The 19,276-nt window shown below is 41.8% G+C and carries 18 protein-coding genes; 10 read left to right on the top strand and 8 right to left on the bottom strand.

Going from position 1 to position 19,276, the window contains the following annotated elements; translation table 11 throughout:
• The first annotated feature begins 37 nt into the window (after positions 1-37).
• Both NSQ25_RS05155 and lepB read left to right on the top strand, forming a co-directional pair.
• Entirely contained in the window at positions 38-655 is a 618-nt protein-coding gene (locus NSQ25_RS05155; protein WP_326136609.1) for a TVP38/TMEM64 family protein, read from the top strand.
• Entirely contained in the window at positions 655-1,167 is a 513-nt protein-coding gene (gene lepB, locus NSQ25_RS05160) for a signal peptidase I (protein ID WP_034282162.1), read from the top strand. Before NSQ25_RS05155 ends, lepB begins: the two co-directional genes overlap by 1 nt.
• A 38-nt stretch (positions 1,168-1,205) precedes the next feature.
• Here the strand turns inward: lepB and NSQ25_RS05165 are convergent, their stop codons facing one another.
• Positions 1,206-2,351: an AbrB family transcriptional regulator gene (locus NSQ25_RS05165; RefSeq protein WP_034282161.1), complete on the bottom strand. Its 1,146-nt coding sequence runs from the start codon at positions 2,349-2,351 to the stop codon at positions 1,206-1,208.
• Positions 2,352-2,617: 266 nt separating this feature from the next.
• Between NSQ25_RS05165 and NSQ25_RS05170 the strand changes: the two genes are divergently transcribed.
• From NSQ25_RS05170 to NSQ25_RS05180, 3 genes are read left to right on the top strand one after another with little or no spacing between them, the layout of a single operon-like run.
• Positions 2,618-3,040, top strand: a complete 423-nt coding sequence (locus NSQ25_RS05170; RefSeq protein ID WP_034282159.1) for a BlaI/MecI/CopY family transcriptional regulator — start codon at positions 2,618-2,620, stop codon at positions 3,038-3,040.
• A complete protein-coding gene (locus NSQ25_RS05175) occupies positions 3,033-3,872 on the top strand; it encodes a M56 family metallopeptidase (RefSeq protein WP_034282157.1) in 840 nt (279 codons plus the stop codon). The genes NSQ25_RS05170 and NSQ25_RS05175 overlap by 8 nt, the downstream gene beginning before the upstream one ends.
• 57 nt (positions 3,873-3,929) lie before the next feature.
• A complete protein-coding gene (locus NSQ25_RS05180; protein WP_034282155.1) occupies positions 3,930-4,340 on the top strand; it encodes a DoxX family protein in 411 nt (136 codons plus the stop codon).
• Positions 4,341-4,536: 196 nt separating this feature from the next.
• Here NSQ25_RS05180 and NSQ25_RS05185 read toward each other — a convergent pair whose 3' ends face one another.
• Positions 4,537-4,983, bottom strand: a complete 447-nt coding sequence (locus tag NSQ25_RS05185) for a ferritin-like domain-containing protein (protein ID WP_061109640.1) — start codon at positions 4,981-4,983, stop codon at positions 4,537-4,539.
• A 152-nt stretch (positions 4,984-5,135) separates the two neighbouring features.
• Between NSQ25_RS05185 and addB the strand changes: the two genes are divergently transcribed.
• Genes addB through NSQ25_RS05210 form a run of 5 tightly spaced genes read left to right on the top strand, consistent with a single transcriptional unit; the run spans position 5,136 to position 17,240 of the window.
• Positions 5,136-8,645: a helicase-exonuclease AddAB subunit AddB gene (gene addB / locus NSQ25_RS05190; protein ID WP_214755275.1), complete on the top strand. Its 3,510-nt coding sequence runs from the start codon at positions 5,136-5,138 to the stop codon at positions 8,643-8,645.
• Complete coding sequence (gene addA, locus NSQ25_RS05195) at positions 8,623-12,327, top strand: helicase-exonuclease AddAB subunit AddA (protein WP_326136607.1); 3,705 nt, start codon at positions 8,623-8,625, stop codon at positions 12,325-12,327. Before addB ends, addA begins: the two co-directional genes overlap by 23 nt.
• A gap of 26 nt (positions 12,328-12,353) precedes the next feature.
• On the top strand, positions 12,354-13,529 hold the full coding sequence (gene sbcD, locus NSQ25_RS05200; RefSeq protein WP_070325681.1) for an exonuclease subunit SbcD: 1,176 nt from the start codon (positions 12,354-12,356) through the stop codon (positions 13,527-13,529).
• A complete protein-coding gene (locus NSQ25_RS05205) occupies positions 13,526-16,921 on the top strand; it encodes an SMC family ATPase (protein WP_326136605.1) in 3,396 nt (1,131 codons plus the stop codon). Before sbcD ends, NSQ25_RS05205 begins: the two co-directional genes overlap by 4 nt.
• A gap of 19 nt (positions 16,922-16,940) precedes the next feature.
• Positions 16,941-17,240 carry an HNH endonuclease gene (locus NSQ25_RS05210; RefSeq protein ID WP_326136604.1) on the top strand — a complete coding sequence of 100 codons (300 nt, stop codon included), beginning with the start codon at positions 16,941-16,943 and terminating at the stop codon, positions 17,238-17,240.
• A gap of 47 nt (positions 17,241-17,287) precedes the next feature.
• Here the strand turns inward: NSQ25_RS05210 and NSQ25_RS05215 are convergent, their stop codons facing one another.
• From NSQ25_RS05215 to NSQ25_RS05240, 6 genes are read right to left on the bottom strand one after another with little or no spacing between them, the layout of a single operon-like run.
• On the bottom strand, positions 17,288-17,506 hold the full coding sequence (locus NSQ25_RS05215; RefSeq protein WP_003211468.1) for a spore germination protein: 219 nt from the start codon (positions 17,504-17,506) through the stop codon (positions 17,288-17,290).
• 22 nt (positions 17,507-17,528) lie between these two features.
• Positions 17,529-17,960 (bottom strand): spore germination protein GerPE, encoded by a 432-nt coding sequence (locus NSQ25_RS05220; protein WP_034282143.1) that lies wholly within the window; start codon positions 17,958-17,960, stop codon positions 17,529-17,531.
• Positions 17,960-18,136 carry a germination protein GerPD gene (locus tag NSQ25_RS05225; protein WP_003210893.1) on the bottom strand — a complete coding sequence of 59 codons (177 nt, stop codon included), beginning with the start codon at positions 18,134-18,136 and terminating at the stop codon, positions 17,960-17,962. The genes NSQ25_RS05220 and NSQ25_RS05225 overlap by 1 nt, the downstream gene beginning before the upstream one ends.
• Positions 18,133-18,747 carry a spore germination protein GerPC gene (locus tag NSQ25_RS05230; protein WP_041117065.1) on the bottom strand — a complete coding sequence of 205 codons (615 nt, stop codon included), beginning with the start codon at positions 18,745-18,747 and terminating at the stop codon, positions 18,133-18,135. Before NSQ25_RS05230 ends, NSQ25_RS05225 begins: the two co-directional genes overlap by 4 nt.
• Positions 18,748-18,777: 30 nt before the next feature.
• A complete protein-coding gene (locus NSQ25_RS05235; protein ID WP_003210877.1) occupies positions 18,778-19,011 on the bottom strand; it encodes a spore germination protein GerPB in 234 nt (77 codons plus the stop codon).
• Positions 19,012-19,025: 14 nt separating this feature from the next.
• Positions 19,026-19,247: a spore germination protein gene (locus NSQ25_RS05240; RefSeq protein WP_003211745.1), complete on the bottom strand. Its 222-nt coding sequence runs from the start codon at positions 19,245-19,247 to the stop codon at positions 19,026-19,028.
• Positions 19,248-19,276 lie beyond the last annotated feature (29 nt).

The raw sequence follows: 19,276 nt of genomic DNA on the forward strand, positions 1-19,276 counted from the left end.
AATGAAATGTAGACAAACCTTGAAGGAGTCAAACAAGTTGACATCATTTCTTTCTCTATTTACTCATGAAAATATCACATCATTTTTTGAAAGCTACAAGGCTTTTGGACCAATTGTCGCTATATTGCTTCCTCTGATTGAAGCATTTCTTCCGTTTTTACCACTTGTGGCGTTTGCGGTGGCCAATGCAAATGCATTCGGCCTTTGGGAAGGCTTTTTATTAACCTGGATCGGTGCAAGTGCAGGGTCTATTCTTGTCTTTTTACTGATCAGAAAATTTGGACAGATGAGAATGCTGAACTTTATCAGCAGACACGCTTCCATTAAGAAATTGATGCTTTGGGTAGAGAAGCGGGGATTTGGTCCGTTATTTATTTTACTCTGCTTTCCTTTTACACCTTCTGCGGCTGTCAATGTTGTCGCAGGCTTATCAAGAATTAGCATGTGGCAATTTTCATTAGCTGCTTTAGCTGGTAAGTGTGTCATGCTCTTTATCATTAGTTTTATCGGTTATGATCTTTCTGCTTTAGTAAAGAATCCGTTAAGAAGTGTTTTTGCGGTTCTAGTTATCGTTTTATTATGGTATGTTGGAAAGAGAGTAGAAAATAGGCTGAATATTCGAATGAGCAAGCGTGAGGACAAAGGAGGCTCTTAATGAAAAAGAAACCATTGCTATGGTTGATGATTATTACATGCATCGTCTTATTGTTCCAGGTAAAGAATTTCATGTTTGTGAAGTATAAAGTAGAAGGGGTTAGTATGGACCCTACATTTACAGATGGAACAGAATTATTAATCAACAAGTTCTCGCCAAAACTCACGAAAATTAGCCGGTTTGATTATGTGTTATTTCACGGACCCAAAAATCAAATTTTGATCAAACGGGTCATTGGGCTCCCAGGAGAATCGATCAAGTATGTAGATGATCAGTTATTTGTCGATGGGGAAAAATGGAAAGAACCCTATTTAAAAGAGCAGAAAAAACATAAAATGGGGAATGTCCTGACAGGAGATTTTCAGCTGAAAGCTATCACAGGACAAGATAAAATCAAAAAAAACCATTACTTCGTGATCGGAGATAACCGAATACATAGCTTCGACAGCCGGCATTTTGGAACGATTTCAAAGGATCAAGTAGTTGGTGTCAAAAGAAATCAGAATGAATAAAAGAAGAGGCGCTCTGCACATGCAAAGCGTCTCTTTTTTTATTTTGCGGCTTTATATTCAGGATGTCTTTTTGCCCAGACATGATGTAAGAATCGAAAAAACGGTGGCAGCATCGCAATGACAAGAATGATTCTAACGACTTGTACAGCTACTACAAAGGTTGAGTCCTCATGGAGTGTGACTGCTGTTGTTGCCATTTCTGCAATACCGCCAGGCGAAAAGGCAAGAATGGCTGTAATGACAGAAATGCCTGTGACCTCTGCAATGGCAATTGAACTGAGAACCGTTGCAGCAATCAGTCCAGCTGAGCTGACGACGGCCACAATTAACGTGTTTTTTAGCCCGACAAACATCTGTTTATTCATTTTTGAACCGATGGTTGCACCTAGAAATACCTGTGACGCGATATTCGCTTGTGCTGGCCAGTAAGGAATCAAATCATGACCTATGAGCGCACCTGCACCTACTTGAAGAGCTGCAACTCCTAACATACTGCCAATCAGCCAAGGGGCAGGGAAATGAAGACGAACCGCGAGGCGTGACATAAGCCAGGCACCTAAAATAAGTGCGATACTCCACGAGATATTTGACAGGGTGAAAACGCCGGATGAAAAGGCGCTCCCTTGCACGGTTGCAGCTGCATCCGCTGGATTTTTTGTATTTAAATAGAACACCGTAAATGGGATGGTGAGTACCACCATTAATACACGTGTTGTTTGTACGAGACTGACAACGGCTGTATTTGCTCCAACCTCTTGGGCAATCCCAGGCATAGCAGATAAACCGCCTGGTGCTGTTCCGACAAAGCTGGTCAGCATATCTGTTTTACTCAGCTTCCATAAGGCAAAGCCAGAGAGCATCGCCAGTAGAATAGAAAAAACGAGCATGAAACTCACAGGGAGCCAATGTTCAGTGAAAATATGAAGAACTTTCATGTTCATTTTCTGTCCGAGTTCGATTCCGAGAATAAATTGACCAAGGAGTAGCCATCTGCTGTGGATACGCAAGGTGTTGTTTCCTTTACGCTGAAACAGGGCGGGACGTCGCATGGCAATAAATGCAGCCGTGATTAATGTTCCGATCATCCAGCCAATAGACATTCCTGTTAAAGACAAAAGAAATCCACCTAAACCGCTTATCGCGATCAAAATGAGATCGGTTCGAAGGCTGTTTCCTTGTTTCATCACATGTAAACCTTCTTCCTATAAATTTGTTCAGTAAGTGAAATGTTGTTATCTTCACTATAATACAAAAGTCTCTATAAATAAAATACGAATTTTTTTACCAATTTCATAAGATTATCTTATCGAGAATCAGATTGCCTATTGATATAAATAGGTTCGTAATTTTTACCAAGAAGCAAGGTAATATGCAACGATTTTCCCCTATTTTGGTTATCTGTTGACTATCATTTTCAATTACACTACAATCCTTAGTGTGAGGTGATGACATGAAAATTCCTTCTTTTAAATATAATGAAAAGGGTTTGAATCGCTTTTTCGGTCCTTTAGAGGGAAGGATTATGGAGATCCTTTATCAAGGTGAGGGTATGCCGATTAAAGAAGTGCAGCAGAAGCTGTCAGATGAGAAGCCGATTAATTTCAACACGGTGATGACTGTGCTGAACCGCTTAACCGAAAAGGGAATTGTCGAGAAGAAAACAAAAGGGCGTTCATCTATTTATAATCCCATTTTAACAAAAGAAGAATTTCTAAATGAGCAGACAAAATGGATTACCCAAGGGCTGATGGACGATTTTGGTCCACTGGCAGTGAATCATATGGTGGATGCAATTGAAAGTGCTGACCCTGAATTACTCAAAGTGCTTGAAGCAAGGCTGGCATCCAAAAAAGAGGAGCAGCAAAATGAATAAAATGAAATCGAGCCTGCTGTTTTTAGGCGGTATATTGATTGGTTTAACGATTTTTTATCAGATGGGTTATTACGTGCTTTCAAGCTTTTTTGGCTGGAATCAAGCATATAATCTTATTCATGTATGCCAGTCTGTTCTCGAATTCTATGGATTCACTCCTTTGAAATATTTTCTAGATGCTTTAGTCCTCTACACACTGGGATTTGCGATTTTCTATATGACGAAGCAAATCAAAACGTACATTCAATTCAAGCAAAATCTGATGCTTGCAGTCGATTACCACTCGACCGAATCTTTATCTGAGAAATATGCAAATGACATCATTGTGTTTCATTGTCATGAACCGCTTGCTTTTGCCATGGGGATGCTTCACCCAAAGGTTTACTTATCAACGTCTCTCATGGACATGCTGGATGAAGAGGAGATTGACGCTGTTGTTTATCATGAATTACACCACAAATACAGCTATGATCCTTTAAAGGCTTTCACATTCTCAATGCTCACAAAAGTCATTTGGTACATTCCAGTGTTAAAGCATATGAGACAAAGCTATTCCGTTTTTCGTGAAGTGATCGCAGATGACTATGCGATTCGGCAGACAGGCACTGAGCTTGGAGTAGGGCAAGCCCTTTTGAAGCTGATTAAAAAGAGAACGCAGTTTCAAAAACAAACGAAGTTTGCGGTATCCTTTGGAGATCGGGCATTGAATTTAAGAATACAGAAGATCTTAAATCCAACATACAATATTCCTTTCAATGTACCCATCATTCCCATTGTCACATCAACCATTCTCATGGTGGCCTTAATGATTATGCTTAACCTAAATTACTAATTTTTTTTACTTATTAACATTACATTATGTAGTGTAAAAACAGGAGGAAATCACTATATGAAAACGAATCAAGAAATAGGAACACTTTTTGTACGTGTTATTTTAGGTATTATCTTCTTTCTACACGGACTTCAGGCATATCAAGGAGGTCTGGGGGGAACAGCGGCATTCTTTGGACAAATCGGTGTACCGGAATTTATGGCCTATATTGTAAAGACAATTGAGCTGGTCGGTGGTATCGCCTTGATTTTAGGTCTAGGAACACGTATTTTCGCAGCATTATTTGTACCAATTATGGCTGTGGCGATTATTACGGTTGGTTTTTCTAAAGGATTTGTTGGCGGTTATGAATTTGAACTATCGCTGCTTGTCATGGCCCTTTATTTAACACTCAGCGGCAGTAAGATGCTGTCCATTGATGGGTTGCTAAAACATCAGCAGCAAAGCAATGAAGCAAAATTTCATTAAACGATCATGAAAAAACTCCTTCTGCTATTTGTGGCAGAGGAGTTTTTTTATTTATCAAATTGTCGTTTTCACGTTTGAAAAAGTGAAAGAGATGAGGGATTTATTGAGAATAGTATTTTATTTGATAGATTGAATGAACAAAAAGCCGATTTCATTTTTTGACGGAACATACGATCTCCTATTAAAATAGGACTATCTAAGACACATGGTGCGTTAAAAGATATAAAAACCATACAGCATGCTGCTGTTCATCTTGAGCGATACGTTTCATCAGCTCTTTTGTTCCTTGATCCCGGACATAATCTGATATCGTTAAGTAAAAATCAACCGTTCTTTGTTCATCTTTAAATGCGAAAATAAGCCCTTCTCTAAATTGATCTGGACAAGGTTCTGTTACGCTTGGTTTGTGATTTTTACCTGTTAAAGAATAATACAGCTTTGAAAATAGTTGATAGTGTCTGACTTCATCCTGGCGTATTTCTTGAATGATTTTTTTTGCCTCAGGAGTTTTTGCTCTTTGAGCAAGTTTTTCGTAGCATTGGATCGCAGAATATTCACCATTGATTGCTTTTTCAAGGTCTGAAATGATTCTTGTATTTTGGCGCATGTCATATGGCGGGTAGTCGTAATAACCGTAATACATGATATTGCCAGCCTCCTTTGAGTTCATGATGGTTTATGATATGAGAAGAGTAAGGAAAGGTGCCTATATCTTTTTAGGAAGGAGAAGGGGAAAATAGCTATTTACTTTTATTTTCGCTAGAATATGAGTACATAAGAAAGGTGTTGTGGAGCGTGGAGATTCAGTTTTTAGCAGGCAGATCGGGGAGTGGAAAAACGACTGCAATCTTAGAGGAAATCAAAGAACAGCTTCGGCTTGATCCGTTGGGTCCGCCAATCATTTTTTTAGTCCCGGATCAAATGACATTCTTAATGGAATACGAGCTTGCAAAAACGTCTGAAGCTGGCGGGATGATCAGGGCCAAAGTATTTAGTTTCACGCGTCTTGCTTGGTCTATTTTACAGCAGACTGGCGGAGCGAACCGGCAATTTGTGACAAGCACAGGAATTCAAATGCTTTTAAGAAAAGTGATTGAAGAGGAGAAAGAAAAGTTTAAGGTATTCAAAAAAGCGAGTGATAAGCCGGGGTTTGTCGAGCAAATCGAAAAGACGATGGCTGAGTTCAAGAGATATTGCATGCTGCCTGAGGATATTGAAAAAATTTCATTATCGAGCATGCATTCAGAGTATACAGAAGAAAGACGGGCAGCCGAGAAATTGCATGATCTGCATGTTCTTTATCAGCAGATGGAGCAGCATTTACAAGATGAATATGTGCACTCAGAAGACTATTTGACGCTTCTCACGGAGCAAATTCCTTTATCTGAAGAAATAAAAGGAGCACACATTTATATAGATGGTTTTTATCAATTTACACCGCAGCAGCTTCTCGTCATTGAACAGCTTCTGCTGCATGCTGAGAAAATAACGGCTGCTTTCACAGTGGATCGTTCCTATCATGATAAACAGCCAAATGAACTTGATTTATTTCGTATGACAGGTAAAACGTATTTCCAGCTCTATCAGCTTGCTAAAGAGTGCGGCGCGTCCATTTCTGAGCACATTTTGGAGAAAAATAACCGTCATCTTCATACGCCGGATCTTGCTTATTTAGAACGGCAATATGAGCAGAGACCGGTGAAGCCATATCAGGAAATAACCCCTCATCTCACAGTGTCTAAAAGTGCGAGTAAACGAGCTGAAATTGAGGGAGTAGCGAGAGAAATTCTTCATTTAGTGAGAGAAGAAGGACTTAGACTGCGAGATATTTCGATTGTAGCGCGGCATGTAGACGACTATAAAGATACGTTAAAAGAGGTTTTTCGAGATTACGATATTCCTTTTTTTATTGATGGAAATGAATCGATGCAGTATCATCCACTCATTGAATTAATTCGTTCGAGCTTGGATGTCATAAAAGGAAACTGGCGTTATGAGGCCGTGTTTCGCTGCGTGAAGACAGAGTTCTTATTTCCGCTCGAACTTGCCAAAAGCAAAGCGAGAGAACAGGCAGATCAGCTTGAGAACTACTGTATTGCTTATGGTGTAAAAGGAGAACGCTGGACAAACGGTTCCCGTTTCCATTACAGAAGATTCCAATCCTTAGATGAGGATTTTGGACAAACAGATCAAGAAATTGAAATGGAACAGATGCTGAATGATGTAAAGGAATGGATTGCACCGCCGCTTTTCCAATTGCAAAAAAGGCTGAAAAAAGCGCAAAAGGTAAAAGACATGGTAGAGGCAGTTTATGTCTTTTTAGAGGAAATACAAGTGCCGGATAAACTTGAAAAGGCTAGGCTGGAAGCTGAAGAAGCAGGTAGATTAGCTGAAGCCATGCAGCACGGACAAGTATGGGATGCTGTTATTCAATTAATGGATGAATTTGTTGAAATGCTCGGTGAGGAGGAGCTCTCATTTCCTTTATTCCAACAGATGATGGATACAGGATTGGCCTCTTTAAAATTCGCTTTAATTCCGCCTTCACTCGACCAAGTATTTATCGGAAGTATGGATTTATCGAGAATGTATCAAGTGAAGTGTATGTTTATCATTGGGGTAAATGATGGCGTTATTCCCGCACGTCCTTCTGACGAAAGTGTTTTGTCTGAGGATGACCGGGAGTGGTTAAAACGAGCAGGAGCAGAACTCGCAGAGACAGGAAAGGAACGGCTGCTAGATGAGCAATTTTTAATTTACCAGGCACTGTCGAGTCCATCTCATCATTTGTATCTGTCTTATTCAGTGTCAGATGAAGAGGGGCGCTCTCTATTGCCTTCGCCTCTTATCAAGTATTGTCAGGAGCTTATGCCAAATCATGAGCATGCTTTGTATGTGTTAGACCCGGAACAGCTGGATGACAAGGAGCAATTAAAATTTGTAGCGAATGAGCATGTCTCGTTATCGTATACTGTCTCGCAGTTGCAGCAATGGCTCAACCAATACCCCATCAGTGGTGTATGGTGGAGTGTCTATAATTATTTGATGGCGTCATCTCATCGGGAAGTATCAAAAAACATCTTGTCGAGTTTGTTTTTTACAAATCGAGCGAAGCGCTTAAAACCAAACGTCACAAAAGAACTTTATGGTGATCACATTCAAGGCAGTGTTTCAAGAATGGAGAAATTCAATGCGTGTGCATTTTCTCACTTTGCTTCTCACGGGTTAAAACTAAAGGACCGGCAATTTTATAAATTGGAAGCACCCGATATCGGCCAGCTGTTTCACTCGGCCTTAAAGCATATTTCAGATACGCTTGTTGAACAAAAAAAGGATTGGAAAAACCTAACGAAGGATGACTGTGTCAACTATTCAAGACATGCAATCGAACAGCTTGCACCGCGTCTTCAAAAGGAAATCCTATTAAGCTCTAACCGGCATGCTTATATTAAAGAAAAGCTCCAGAAAATCTTGATTCGAGTCTCTTCTATATTAAGTGAGCATGCAAGAGTGAGTGGGTTTTCTCCCGTTGGGCTTGAGTTAGGCTTTGGCGGTCAAGGGCCACTTCCGCCGTTTACTTTTCAATTGAAAAATGGCTGCACGATGGAGCTTGTCGGAAGAATTGACCGGGTGGATAAAGCAGAAGGTTCAAAAGGGCTGCTGTTGAGAATCGTCGACTACAAATCGAGTGAGAAAGGTCTTGATCTAGCAGAAGTATACTATGGGCTGGCCTTGCAAATGCTCACATACTTAGACCTGACGATTACGTATTCAAAGGAGTGGCTCGGTGTAGAAGCAACGCCAGCTGGCATTTTATATTTCCATATTCATGATCCGCTCATTCAAGCACCGATTCCGCTTGCAGAGGATGAAATTGAGCAGGAAATATTCAAGAAATTTAAAATGAAAGGTCTTTTGCTTGAAGATGTAGAAGCGGTAAAGCTAATGGATCAAACGCTTGAATCAGGAAGATCACAAGTCATTCAAGCTGGCTTGAAAAAGGATGGGTCTTTCCGTTCTGACTCTGCTGTTTTAAGTGAAGATCATTTCCATATACTCACACAGCATGTTCGGCGCACGTTTGAAGAGGCAGGCGAAAGAATTACAAATGGCGAGGTAGCCATTAATCCATATAAATTGAAGGATCAAACACCATGCCGCTTTTGTTCATTTAAGTCTATTTGCCAATTTGATGAATCGATAGAGGATAATGAATTTAGAGTGCTTTCATCTGAAAAGGATGATGTTGTGATAGACCGGATCAAAAAAGAAGGGGATCAGTATGCAAATACCAAAACCGAATAACAGTACTTGGACGGATGACCAGTGGGAAGCCATCGTTTCAGAAGGACAAGATATCCTTGTTGCGGCGGCGGCAGGGTCAGGTAAAACAGCTGTTTTGGTTGAACGGCTGATTCGAAAAATGACCCGTCCTGAAGATCCAGTTGATGTGGATCGTCTGCTCGTTGTGACTTTCACAAATGCATCTGCGGCAGAGATGAAGCATCGGATCACAGAAGCACTTGAAAAGGAATTAGCTAAGAACCCCGGGTCCCTTCATATGAGAAGACAGCTATCGCTCATGAATCGTGCCAATATTTCCACCCTGCACTCCTTTTGTTTGCAGGTTTTGCGCACCTTTTACTATGAGATTGACCTTGATCCAGGCTTTCGTTTGGCTGATCAAACAGAAGGAGAATTATTAGGAGATGAAGTGTTAGATGAACTGTTTGAGGATGAATATAAGGCTGGAAAGCCAGCGTTCTTTGAACTGGTTGATCGTTACACTTCTGACCGTCATGATTTAGATTTGCAATGGCTTGTGAAGAGAATTTATGAGTTTTCCAGATCTCATCCTTCACCTGAACAATGGATGAGGGCATTCCTTTCTCTTTATGATGTAGATGCTCAAACAAAAGTAGAACAATTACCGTTTTACCCATATATCAAAGAGGATCTTTCTCTCGTTTTTCGAAGCTGTCTGGAACTGCTCGAACGAGCTCTAGCCCTATCAAAAGAACCGGGTGGCCCCGCGCCGAGAGCAGAAAATTTTATAGATGATTTAGAGCAGATCAATGAATTAATCAGGCACCAAGATGATTTTGAGAAGCTTTACGAGCTTTTGCCAAACATCAATTTTAAAAGGCTCAAAACATGTAAAGGGGACGAATATGACCCTGTGCTGTTAGAAAAAGCCACAGATGCACGCAATCAAGCAAAAAAACAATTAGAAAAGCTCAAAGATGAATACTTTATGCGCAGTCCCGCCCAGCATTTGAAAAGTTTAGCTGAAATGAAGCCGGTGATCGAAACACTTGTGGAGCTTGTCATCCAATTTGGACAGCGTTTCGAAAGAGCGAAGCAAGAAAAATCAATCGTGGATTTTTCGGATTTAGAGCATTATTGCTTACGCATTTTAGCAGAGCAGGACGCGGAAGGAAATTTGATTGAAACAGAAGCGGCCAAGTACTATCAACAGCAGTTTGAAGAAGTGCTCGTTGATGAATACCAGGATACAAACCTTGTACAGGAAACGATTTTAAGGCTTGTATCTAAAGGGGAACATGCTGCAGAGGGCAACCTGTTTATGGTTGGTGATGTAAAGCAGTCCATTTATCGTTTTAGACTAGCTGAGCCTATGCTCTTTTTAAACAAATATAAACAATTTACACCAGACGGCAAAGAAACAGGGAAGAGAATTGATTTAAATAAAAACTTCCGCAGCCGTTCAGATGTGTTAGACAGTACGAACTTTTTGTTCAAACAGCTGATGGGGGAAACAGTTGGAGAAATTGATTACGATGAACAAGCTGAATTAAAGCTTGGAGCTAGTTATCCAGAAAGCGAAGATACAACGACAGAAATGCTTCTTGTACATTTAGATCAACAGGAAGCAGAAACTGACGAAGAGCGAGAAGAACTAGAGACCGTACAACTAGAAGCGAGAGTCATTGCTAAAAAAATAAGAGAATTGGTGGAGCAGCCATTTCAAGTGTACGATGCAAAACAGCAAATGACCCGTAACTTGCAGTATCGGGACATTGTGATTTTACTTCGCTCCATGCCTTGGGCTCCGCAAATGATGGAGGAATTGAAGAAGCAGGGAATCCCTGTGTATGCGAATCTTTCCTCCGGTTATTTTGAAGCAACAGAGGTGTCTGTGATTCTTTCTCTGTTAAAAGTCATCGATAATCCATATCAGGATATCCCGCTTGCAGCTGTATTAAGATCACCAATTGTTCATTTAGACGAAAATGAAATGGCACTGATTCGCACGAGTGATAAAAAAGGCACTTATTATGATGCTGTGAAGGCATTTATGAGTGTGACTCATTCAGATCACCCTACATGCAAAAAACTAGAACGGTTTTTCAGGTTGCTGCGTAAGTGGCGTGATTTCTCCATGAATCATTCAGTAGCGGAATTGATTTGGGAAGTATACCGCGATACGCAGTATCTAGATTACGTTGGCGGGATGCCTGGAGGCAAGCAGAGACAGGCGAACCTCCGTGCTCTTTATGATCGAGCGAAGCAGTATGAAAAAGCTGCCTTTAGAGGGCTGTTCCGTTTTCTTCGTTTTATCGAAAGAATGCAGGAGCGTGGAGATGATCTTGGTGCGGCAAAAACGTTCAGTGAAACAGAGGACGTTGTTCGCATGATGACGATCCACAGCAGTAAAGGATTAGAATTTCCAGTCGTCTTTACCGCAGGACTCGGCAGAAACTTTAATATGATGGACTTAAACCAGTCCTACTTGCTTGATAAAGAATTAGGATTTGGAAGCAAATATATTCATCCAGAGCTGAGAATTAGCTATGCAACATTACCGCTTGTTGCGATGAAAAAAAAGATGAGGAAAGAGTTATTATCTGAAGAGCTGAGAGTTCTATATGTAGCGCTCACAAGGGCTAAGGAGAAATTATTTCTGGTCGGCTCTGTCAAAAATCAGGTGAAGGCATTAAGCAAATGGCAAAATGCTGCAACCGGAGAGGACTGGCTCCTCCCTGATTTTGAACGTTATCAATCGAAAACATACTTAGATTTTATTGGTCCTGCTCTCATCCGTCACCAAGCAATGTCATCTATTTTAGAAGAAACAGGTGATGTTGTTCTTTCACACCCATCAGCATTCACGATCTCATTTACTCAAGCTTCCGATCTTCTAAAAGAAGATATGTCACTTGAAAAGAAGCAGCAGGACGAGGTGGTACAAGCTTTGATGGAAGGTCTGCCTGTTGAAGAATATGGTGATGCTGATGAGAAAGTAGCAGAGAGACTTTCATGGAGATACCCATACCTAGCGGCCTCACAAGTCGGCACAAAGCAGTCAGTTTCCGAGATAAAAAGAATGAAAGAAATACAGGATGAGTACAGTGTTCCTTCTTCTCTTCGAAAAGACCGTGCCACGATGTATGACCGGCCGGCTTTCATGAAGAAAAAAACACTCACTGCCGCAGAGCAAGGCACCGCAATGCATACAGTCATGCAGCATATTGCGCTTCCTTCTGACGAGCCCTGCGATGAAATCCGTATACATCAGCTGCTCGATTCCTTACAGCAGCGAGACTTGCTAACAAATGAACAAGTCCAGTCAATTGATCAAGAAGGAATTGCAGCTTTCTTCTCTACTTCTATTGGTCAAAAGCTGCGGAAAGCGGACTGGGTGAAACGAGAAGTGTCATTTAGTATGGTGTTACCTGTTAAAGAGGTATACAGCCATATTGATGCAGAGGGGGAGCCTGTCCTTATTCAAGGGATGATTGACTGTTTATTTGAATCGGATGGAAAACTATATTTACTAGATTATAAAACAGATAGAGTGCAAGGCAGATATACAGGCGGTCTTGAAGCAGCTGTACCTATATTGAAAAAGCGCTATGAAACTCAAATAGCGTTATATGCAAAAGCAGTAGAACGTTTAACAAACAGAACATTAGAGGAGAAAATTCTTTATTTCTTTGATGGTAATTTAGAAATTTCATTATAAATGTATCGGAATGAGAGGTGAATCACATGAGGATTCTGCATACGGCAGATTGGCATTTAGGAAAAACCCTTGAAGGCCGGAGCCGGCTTGATGAGCAAGCACAGTTTTTAGATGAGCTGTATCAAATCGTAAAAGACGAACACATTGATGTCATTGTCATGGCTGGAGACGCCTTTGATACAGTGAATCCGCCTGCTAGAGCAGAACAGCTTTTTTATGAAAGTCTATCCGCCTTATCTGATAAAGGAAAACGTCAGGTCGTGGTCATCTCAGGCAACCATGATAATCCGGATCGACTATCTGCCGCATCTCCTTTAACAAATGATCAGGGGATTCATTTAATTGGATATCCGACAAATGACATCATCCGCGTCGATGTTCCTTCTTCAAGTGAACGTTTATCCATTGCAGCACTCGCTTATCCGTCTGAAGCGAGACTAAACGAGGTGCTGGCTGAAACATTTGAAGAGAAATTGCTTCGCGATCATTACAATTTAAAAATACAGCAAGCGTTCCAACATTTAAGCACTCAATTTCAAGCCGATACGGTCAATATCGCAACGAGCCATATTTATGTGGCAGGAGGAAGTCAAACAGATTCAGAAAGACCGATTGAAGTAGGCGGTGCATATACTGTTGCGGCAGAAAGCCTGCCAGAAGCAGCCTGCTATGTGGCCCTTGGTCATTTGCACCGCCCGCAAACCATCAAGCGTGCCAAAACGATTGCCCGCTATTCCGGGTCACCTCTTGCTTACAGCTTTTCTGAATCAGGATATGCCAAATCAGTCACGATTGTAGAGGCAAAACCTAATGAAAAAGCAAGCTGGAAAGAAGTGCTGTTATCAAGCGGAAAACCACTTGTGAAATGGAAGGCAACTGAGGGACTGAGTCAAGTGCACGAGTGGCTGGATGAAAAACGGGATCTTCAGGCATGGATTGATTTAGAGATTCATTTAACAGATCAGCTCTCCATAGAAGAGATCCATCAGCTCCGAAAGCAGCATAGCGGGTTTGTCCATATTAGACCGAAATTTAAAGAACTTCAGCAAATGGAAGAACAAAAGCAAGCCGAAAAGCTCTCAATCGAGGAGCGGTTCGTGAAATTTTATGAGCGCCAGACAGGCGGCGGTCTTCCTGATGAAAAAACAGTCAAGCTGTTTTTGGAGCTCGCCAATGAAATGCAAGAGGAGGAAGCGACTTGAAGCCGATTACGCTAACCATTAAAGGACTTCATAGCTTCAGAGAAGAACAAACAATTGACTTCAGCTCATTATGTGATGCAGGTGTGTTTGGCATTTTTGGACCGACAGGAAGCGGAAAGTCGTCCATATTAGACGCCATGACCCTGGCACTTTATGGCAAAGTGGAACGTGCGTTAAATAATACACATGGTATTTTGAACCAAGCGGAAGAGAAGCTGTCAGTTTCCTTTACGTTCGCTTTACAAAAGGAACACCACATTTCTTATAAAGTCGAACGTGCTTTCAAGCGGGCAGATGAAATGAAAGTCAGAACGACACTATGCCGTCTGATTGAAATTGGGGATACACAGACAGTTCTTGCAGATAAAGCGAGTGAGGTCAATCGTAAAATAGAAGAATTACTCGGGTTAACCATTGATGATTTTACGCGAGCGGTTGTCCTGCCTCAAGGGAAGTTTGCAGAATTCCTTTCCCTAAAAGGAGCCGATAGACGACAAATGCTACAGCGTTTGTTTAACCTGGAAAAGTATGGGGATCAGCTCGTCAAACGTTTGCGCGCAAAGGCGCAGAGTCAGTATGGACAAAAAAATGAACTGCTTGCTGAGCTGAATGGCTTAGGAGAAGCTGGCCCAGAGGCGCTCGCAAAGGCAAAGGAAGCGGCTGAGCAGGCAAAGGCTATTTTTCATGAGAAAAAACAAGCGCGGGATGAAGCGTTCACTGCTTTTACAAAGGCGCAAACAATTTGGCAGTATCAAAAGGAACGAGAAGCTTATGAGACGGAACTAAACCATCTGAATCAACTGGCACCATCAATGGAAGAGAAAAAGGCCAAGCTTCATATTGCTGAGCAGGCAGAGGCATTAAAGCCTTATGCGGATGCATTAACAAAGGCTGAAAATCAGCTTTCTCAAGCATTAAAAGAGAAGCAGGAAGCAGAAAATCAGCTACTGCATCAACGAACGATCTATGATCAAATGACACAGAACTATGAGCAAGCAAGGCAAAAGAAAATAGAAACTGAGCCAGAACTTCTTCAAAAGAAAGAGCAGCTGCTTCAGCTAAAGGAAATTGAACGGAAAAAAGAGGCGGCTCTTCAGGAAAAGACGGCAATCGAACAGCGAAAAAACGATACAGCGCAGCAATTATTACAAAAAAAAGAAGAAGCAGACAATCTCCAATCTTTGTTAGAACGTGCACTGGCAAAACAAACACAGCTGAAGCGTGAGCTGGAGCAATTACAAGTCTCTGTAAAAGAACGAAAAAGTGTACAGGATGCTTTGCGTTTAAGCGAAAATGTTCAAAGAATACACCAAAGCATACACAAGGAAGAACAAAAGATGGAGGAGCTCAAAAAGCGATCAACACAGACCGCAGCAGCATATGAAAAGCTTCAAAAACAGCAAAAAGACCATCATGAAAAAATAGACCAATCGTTTCAAGCGATTGAACAGCTCTATTTCTATGTATGTGAATTCGAACGGGCTTTTACAGAATGGAGTAAAAGAGAACAAAGTCAGAAGCTCGCAAAATTAAAACAGCGTGATGCTGTTAGGGCGGCAGAATTAAGAAAAGAATTAGCGGCAGAGCTCGTAGATGGTGAGCCATGTCCTGTTTGTGGATCGATTCATCATGACCCAAAGGCATTGGAAAACAATGACCATGAAGAAACAGTGGCACAAATCGATGAAGTGATTCAACGGATGGACACAGAGCTCAAGCAGGCAGAGGAATATACAAGAGACATGTATGCCGCCAAGCAGTTATTGGAAACGCACGCCAATCAATTAGTAAAGCAGTTTGCCTTTTTATCTCAGAAAGCTCCAGGTGCGGAAGTTGCAGCAGCAGTAGAAGCAGTGCAAAAGCCGGAGTCCTTGCAGTATCTCATGCAAGAATGGAAAGGCTTGAAACAAGATATTCAAGAAGTTGAACGTAAACGAGCTCGTTTAATGGATGAAACATACGATCAAGCAGCAGAGATAAGCAAGACGAAAGATCAAATGACATTTGATCAGCAGCGTATCGAAGAATTAGACGGGCTGATCAAGGAGCTTCAATCTGAGCTTTCAGAGCAAACGTCTCAATTTGAACAGACCTTCCCGCACTTTACATTGCACCAAGTACAAGAGATGCAAAAGCAGATCGACGAAAAGGACCAGCAAGCGGAAGGCTATAAAGAGCGTATTGAGAAAAGTATTTCATTTTTGGAAGAAAAACAGCAGGCAAAAGAACAGCTGCAAACAGCCATATATGATGTAGAGAAGGAACTTGATAAACTAGCGCATCAGCTAGAAAGCCACCAGCAGCTCATTTATCAATATGAAACAGATTTAGGGAGATATCCATTGAAAGCTGTCTCTATTTCTGAAGAGCTGATCGAAGTTGAACACACGCTTGCTCGTCTCAATGAAATGGAACAGCAATCGTACAAGCAATTACAGCACGCACAGGAGCTCTTTAGTGAAGCACAAAGTCATTTTTCAAGCTGTGAGCGTCAGCTTCAAGAGGCTGACCGGAGAAAACAAGAAGCAAGTGCAGCATGGGCTAAAGAATCGGAGTCTTCTCCTTTTGATAAGCCTCAAGAGATTGAATCTGCTTTTATGAATCAGGCAGTACGTCACTCGGTTAAACAAGAAATTGACGAATTTGAGGATAAAAGAAAGCAATGTGCCGCAAACTTAAAGCGAATTTCTGAACTGCTGAAAGATGAGTCACTAGATGAAAAGCAGTGGACTGATATTCAACTGAGGAAAGAAGCGGCAGAGAAGGCATTGGAAGAAGCAACAGTGATGAGCGGCTCTGCATATGAACATCTGCGTGTAATGGAAGAGAATCACCAGCGATTTGCAAGTATTCATGAACGCTTGGCGGAGCTGCAGCAAGAAATTGATCGGCTCGATAAGCTGCAAACCGTGTTTAAAGGAAATACATTTGTTGAGTTCTTAGCAGAAGAACAGCTGGAAAGTGTCAGTCGTGATGCATCTGCCCGTCTTGGTATTTTGACAAGACAAAGGTATGCGATTGAAGTTGATTCAGAAGGCGGCTTTGTCATGCGTGATGATGCGAATGGCGGTGTCAGACGTCCAGTGTCCAGCTTGTCCGGCGGGGAAACCTTCCTGACGTCGCTTGCGCTTGCACTAGCTCTTTCAGCGCAGATTCAGCTGAGAGGTGAGTTCCCGCTGCAATTCTTTTTCCTTGATGAAGGCTTTGGTACCCTTGATCAAGACTTGCTCGATACAGTGATTACCGCATTAGAGAAATTACAGTCTCAAAACTTAGCTGTTGGTGTCATCAGCCATGTGGAAGAATTGAAAATGCGGCTACCGAAAAAACTGATTGTCCATCCAGCAGATCCAAGCGGGAAAGGGACAACAGTCTCAATGGAATTAATGTAAATATTGAGGTGATGACACGGTGGCAAAGCAATCAATTGGATTATGTGAGATGTGCGGAAGACAAGATGTCCTGCTCACAGAACATCACTTAACGCCAAGAGAAGAGGGCGGGGCTTTTTTACCGACTGCCTTCCTATGCATCCCTTGTCATAAACAAGTACATGCCCTCTTTACAAACCAGGAGCTTGCCGCACGTTTGAACACAATTGATGCGCTGAGACAGGATGAAAAGCTTGCTTCGTACATCAAATGGATTCGGAAACAGCCGGCAAGCAAGCTGGTCAAAACGAAAAAATCGAGACAGCGCAGAAAAAAATAAGCATAAAAAAGCGCTCCTCTATTTGAAATGGGTGTAGAGGAGCTGCTTTATGCATTGCCTACCATATTCTGATCATTTAAGTCAGGATCCACATAGTTGGTGGCGCTAATGCCATTATTTAATATCAAGAAATCTCCGGTATTCCCCGCTCCAGAGCCTAAAGCAGATTTTGACGAACTTTTAGGCGACAGGTAGAATGAGTCACCGACGTTTACGACGCCTCCAGAAATAGAGTTAATGTAAATGGGTCCGACAATTGCTGGCATAATCGACATCCTTTATTCGAAGTCATATCACCATCATATGCGCAGGTAGGTCCATTTGTGAGTTTTGCGGACTTTCATCATTGCTAAACAGCTCTCTAATATGCTTCACTCGCGCAACGCCATTCATTCTACAAGTAGAGCCGATTTGATAGACAGAGGACGATGATACCCCTTCTACATGGATTGAAGACACTTTAATCACAGGCTTTTCATGGTAAAATGCCGTTCTCACTGATCGTTCTGGCAGCATCAATGGAATGGGCTCATAATACACTTCAAATTCTTTCGCATCTAAATTTTCCGCTTCATAGCCATAAAACAAACTAATGGTTCGTTGAACAGCTAAAACCTTGACTTTCGGGCACAGCTCTTGTGTATCACCAATTTGAACCACACTCGAAATCCCGACAGAATTCACCTTTGAGAACTTCACTTTAGATGTGCGCTTGATCATTATCGAGGTGCCAGAGGAACAAACGGGCCAATAATCAGTGATTCTGGCGGTGTATCGAAAATCGAGGATAATTGTACATGGTCTGTGTCCCCGATGATAAACAGGGAAGAGGACGAAACCCCGACTACTTTAATGCTTCCGGTCTCGATGTTGCGGTTGACAACTGTGAAATTCATCCGTTTTCCTCTCCTTTCGTTTCACTTGGAATATGGGCTAAAAAGTGCTCAATCGCCCGCTTTACATCATGCTTCACATATTCAGCAATTTGCTCTGAACGCTGCAGCGGTGTCATTTCTTCCCGGTGTGGCAGCTGTCCCGCATAGTATTTGATCCTGCTGTCAATTTGCTTGCGAATATCCTCAATGATATGGTGTTTGTTGCTTTCATCGAGGGACCCTTCATATCGCTGTTCTAGTTCTTCAAGAAGTTCTGGAGCTTCTTCATTTAAAAATGCATCGACAAGCTGCCGTGTTTGATTGAAAAATTGATCAGCCATTTCTTGCTGCATCATTCCAATTCCCGGGGTTGTTGTTTGGCCCACTTCAAAGTTTTGAACACTGTTTGGATCAGATGGATTGAGGCCGATATTCAGCGTTCCTTCCAGCCGTTCGATTTTCAGTTGATCAAATTGATAATCAATCCGTTCAATATTCGTTGTCGGTTTATCTTTGATCATTTGTATTTCCTGCTGAAGCTCGTTAAGCCTTTTTTCAAGCATCATGATTTGTTGCGAGTGTTTTTGAATGATGCCATATACCTGTGAAGCGTTGCTCTGATAATCATACATTTACATACACCTCCGGGGATTGCAGATGACTTAAGTTGTTGGTGACTGAAGCGGTACAAAAGGTGCTGTGCTTGCGCCTTGAGATTCTTCAATTCCTTGTGTACCTGCTGCGGCAGGCGCTGCTTCTACGTAGCTTCCCGTGTTATACAGGTTGGAAAGGGCCTTGATGGATCCAGCACTCCCAATTTGCAGAACAGAGGAGTTACTTACAGACTCTACACGTAAATAATTAATTTGTATCGCTTGATTAATATAGAAGTTCAACGGATCCTCACTCCTTACAAGTTACCAACAAGCGGTTGATCAATGACATCACTGTCGTACGTATTTGTCACACTTTTGTAGTTGCTAATTCGCAATTGATCACCAGTATTAAAACTGCCTGCGCCAGCAAACGTTTTAACCTGACTATTTGGAGAAATAGTGATGCAGTCTCCAACATGAACGACTCCGCTCGTTCCGACGGCATTTACTTTAAAGGCTCCCACAATAGCCGGCATAGCGGTGCACATCCTTTATAAAATTAGGG

Source organism: Bacillus sp. FSL R5-0512 (assembly GCF_038593295.1).
GTDB classification, from domain to species: Bacteria; Bacillota; Bacilli; order Bacillales; family Bacillaceae; genus Bacillus; species Bacillus safensis.

Bases quoted from the DNA above. Each gene is read 5' to 3' on its own strand.
- lepB (WP_034282162.1), top strand. From the start codon at position 655: ATGAAAAAGAAACCATTGCTATGGTTGATGATTATTACATGCATCGTC.
- NSQ25_RS05165 (WP_034282161.1), bottom strand. From the start codon at position 2,351: ATGAAACAAGGAAACAGCCTTCGAACCGATCTCATTTTGATCGCGATA.
- NSQ25_RS05170 (WP_034282159.1), top strand. From the start codon at position 2,618: ATGAAAATTCCTTCTTTTAAATATAATGAAAAGGGTTTGAATCGCTTT.
- NSQ25_RS05175 (WP_034282157.1), top strand. From the start codon at position 3,033: ATGAATAAAATGAAATCGAGCCTGCTGTTTTTAGGCGGTATATTGATT.
- NSQ25_RS05180 (WP_034282155.1), top strand. From the start codon at position 3,930: ATGAAAACGAATCAAGAAATAGGAACACTTTTTGTACGTGTTATTTTA.
- NSQ25_RS05185 (WP_061109640.1), bottom strand. From the start codon at position 4,983: ATGTATTACGGTTATTACGACTACCCGCCATATGACATGCGCCAAAAT.
- addA (WP_326136607.1), top strand. From the start codon at position 8,623: ATGCAAATACCAAAACCGAATAACAGTACTTGGACGGATGACCAGTGG.
- sbcD (WP_070325681.1), top strand. From the start codon at position 12,354: ATGAGGATTCTGCATACGGCAGATTGGCATTTAGGAAAAACCCTTGAA.
- NSQ25_RS05215 (WP_003211468.1), bottom strand. From the start codon at position 17,506: ATGCCAGCAATTGTCGGACCCATTTACATTAACTCTATTTCTGGAGGC.
- NSQ25_RS05220 (WP_034282143.1), bottom strand. From the start codon at position 17,960: ATGATCAAGCGCACATCTAAAGTGAAGTTCTCAAAGGTGAATTCTGTC.
- NSQ25_RS05225 (WP_003210893.1), bottom strand. From the start codon at position 18,136: ATGAATTTCACAGTTGTCAACCGCAACATCGAGACCGGAAGCATTAAA.
- NSQ25_RS05230 (WP_041117065.1), bottom strand. From the start codon at position 18,747: ATGTATGATTATCAGAGCAACGCTTCACAGGTATATGGCATCATTCAA.
- NSQ25_RS05240 (WP_003211745.1), bottom strand. From the start codon at position 19,247: ATGCCGGCTATTGTGGGAGCCTTTAAAGTAAATGCCGTCGGAACGAGC.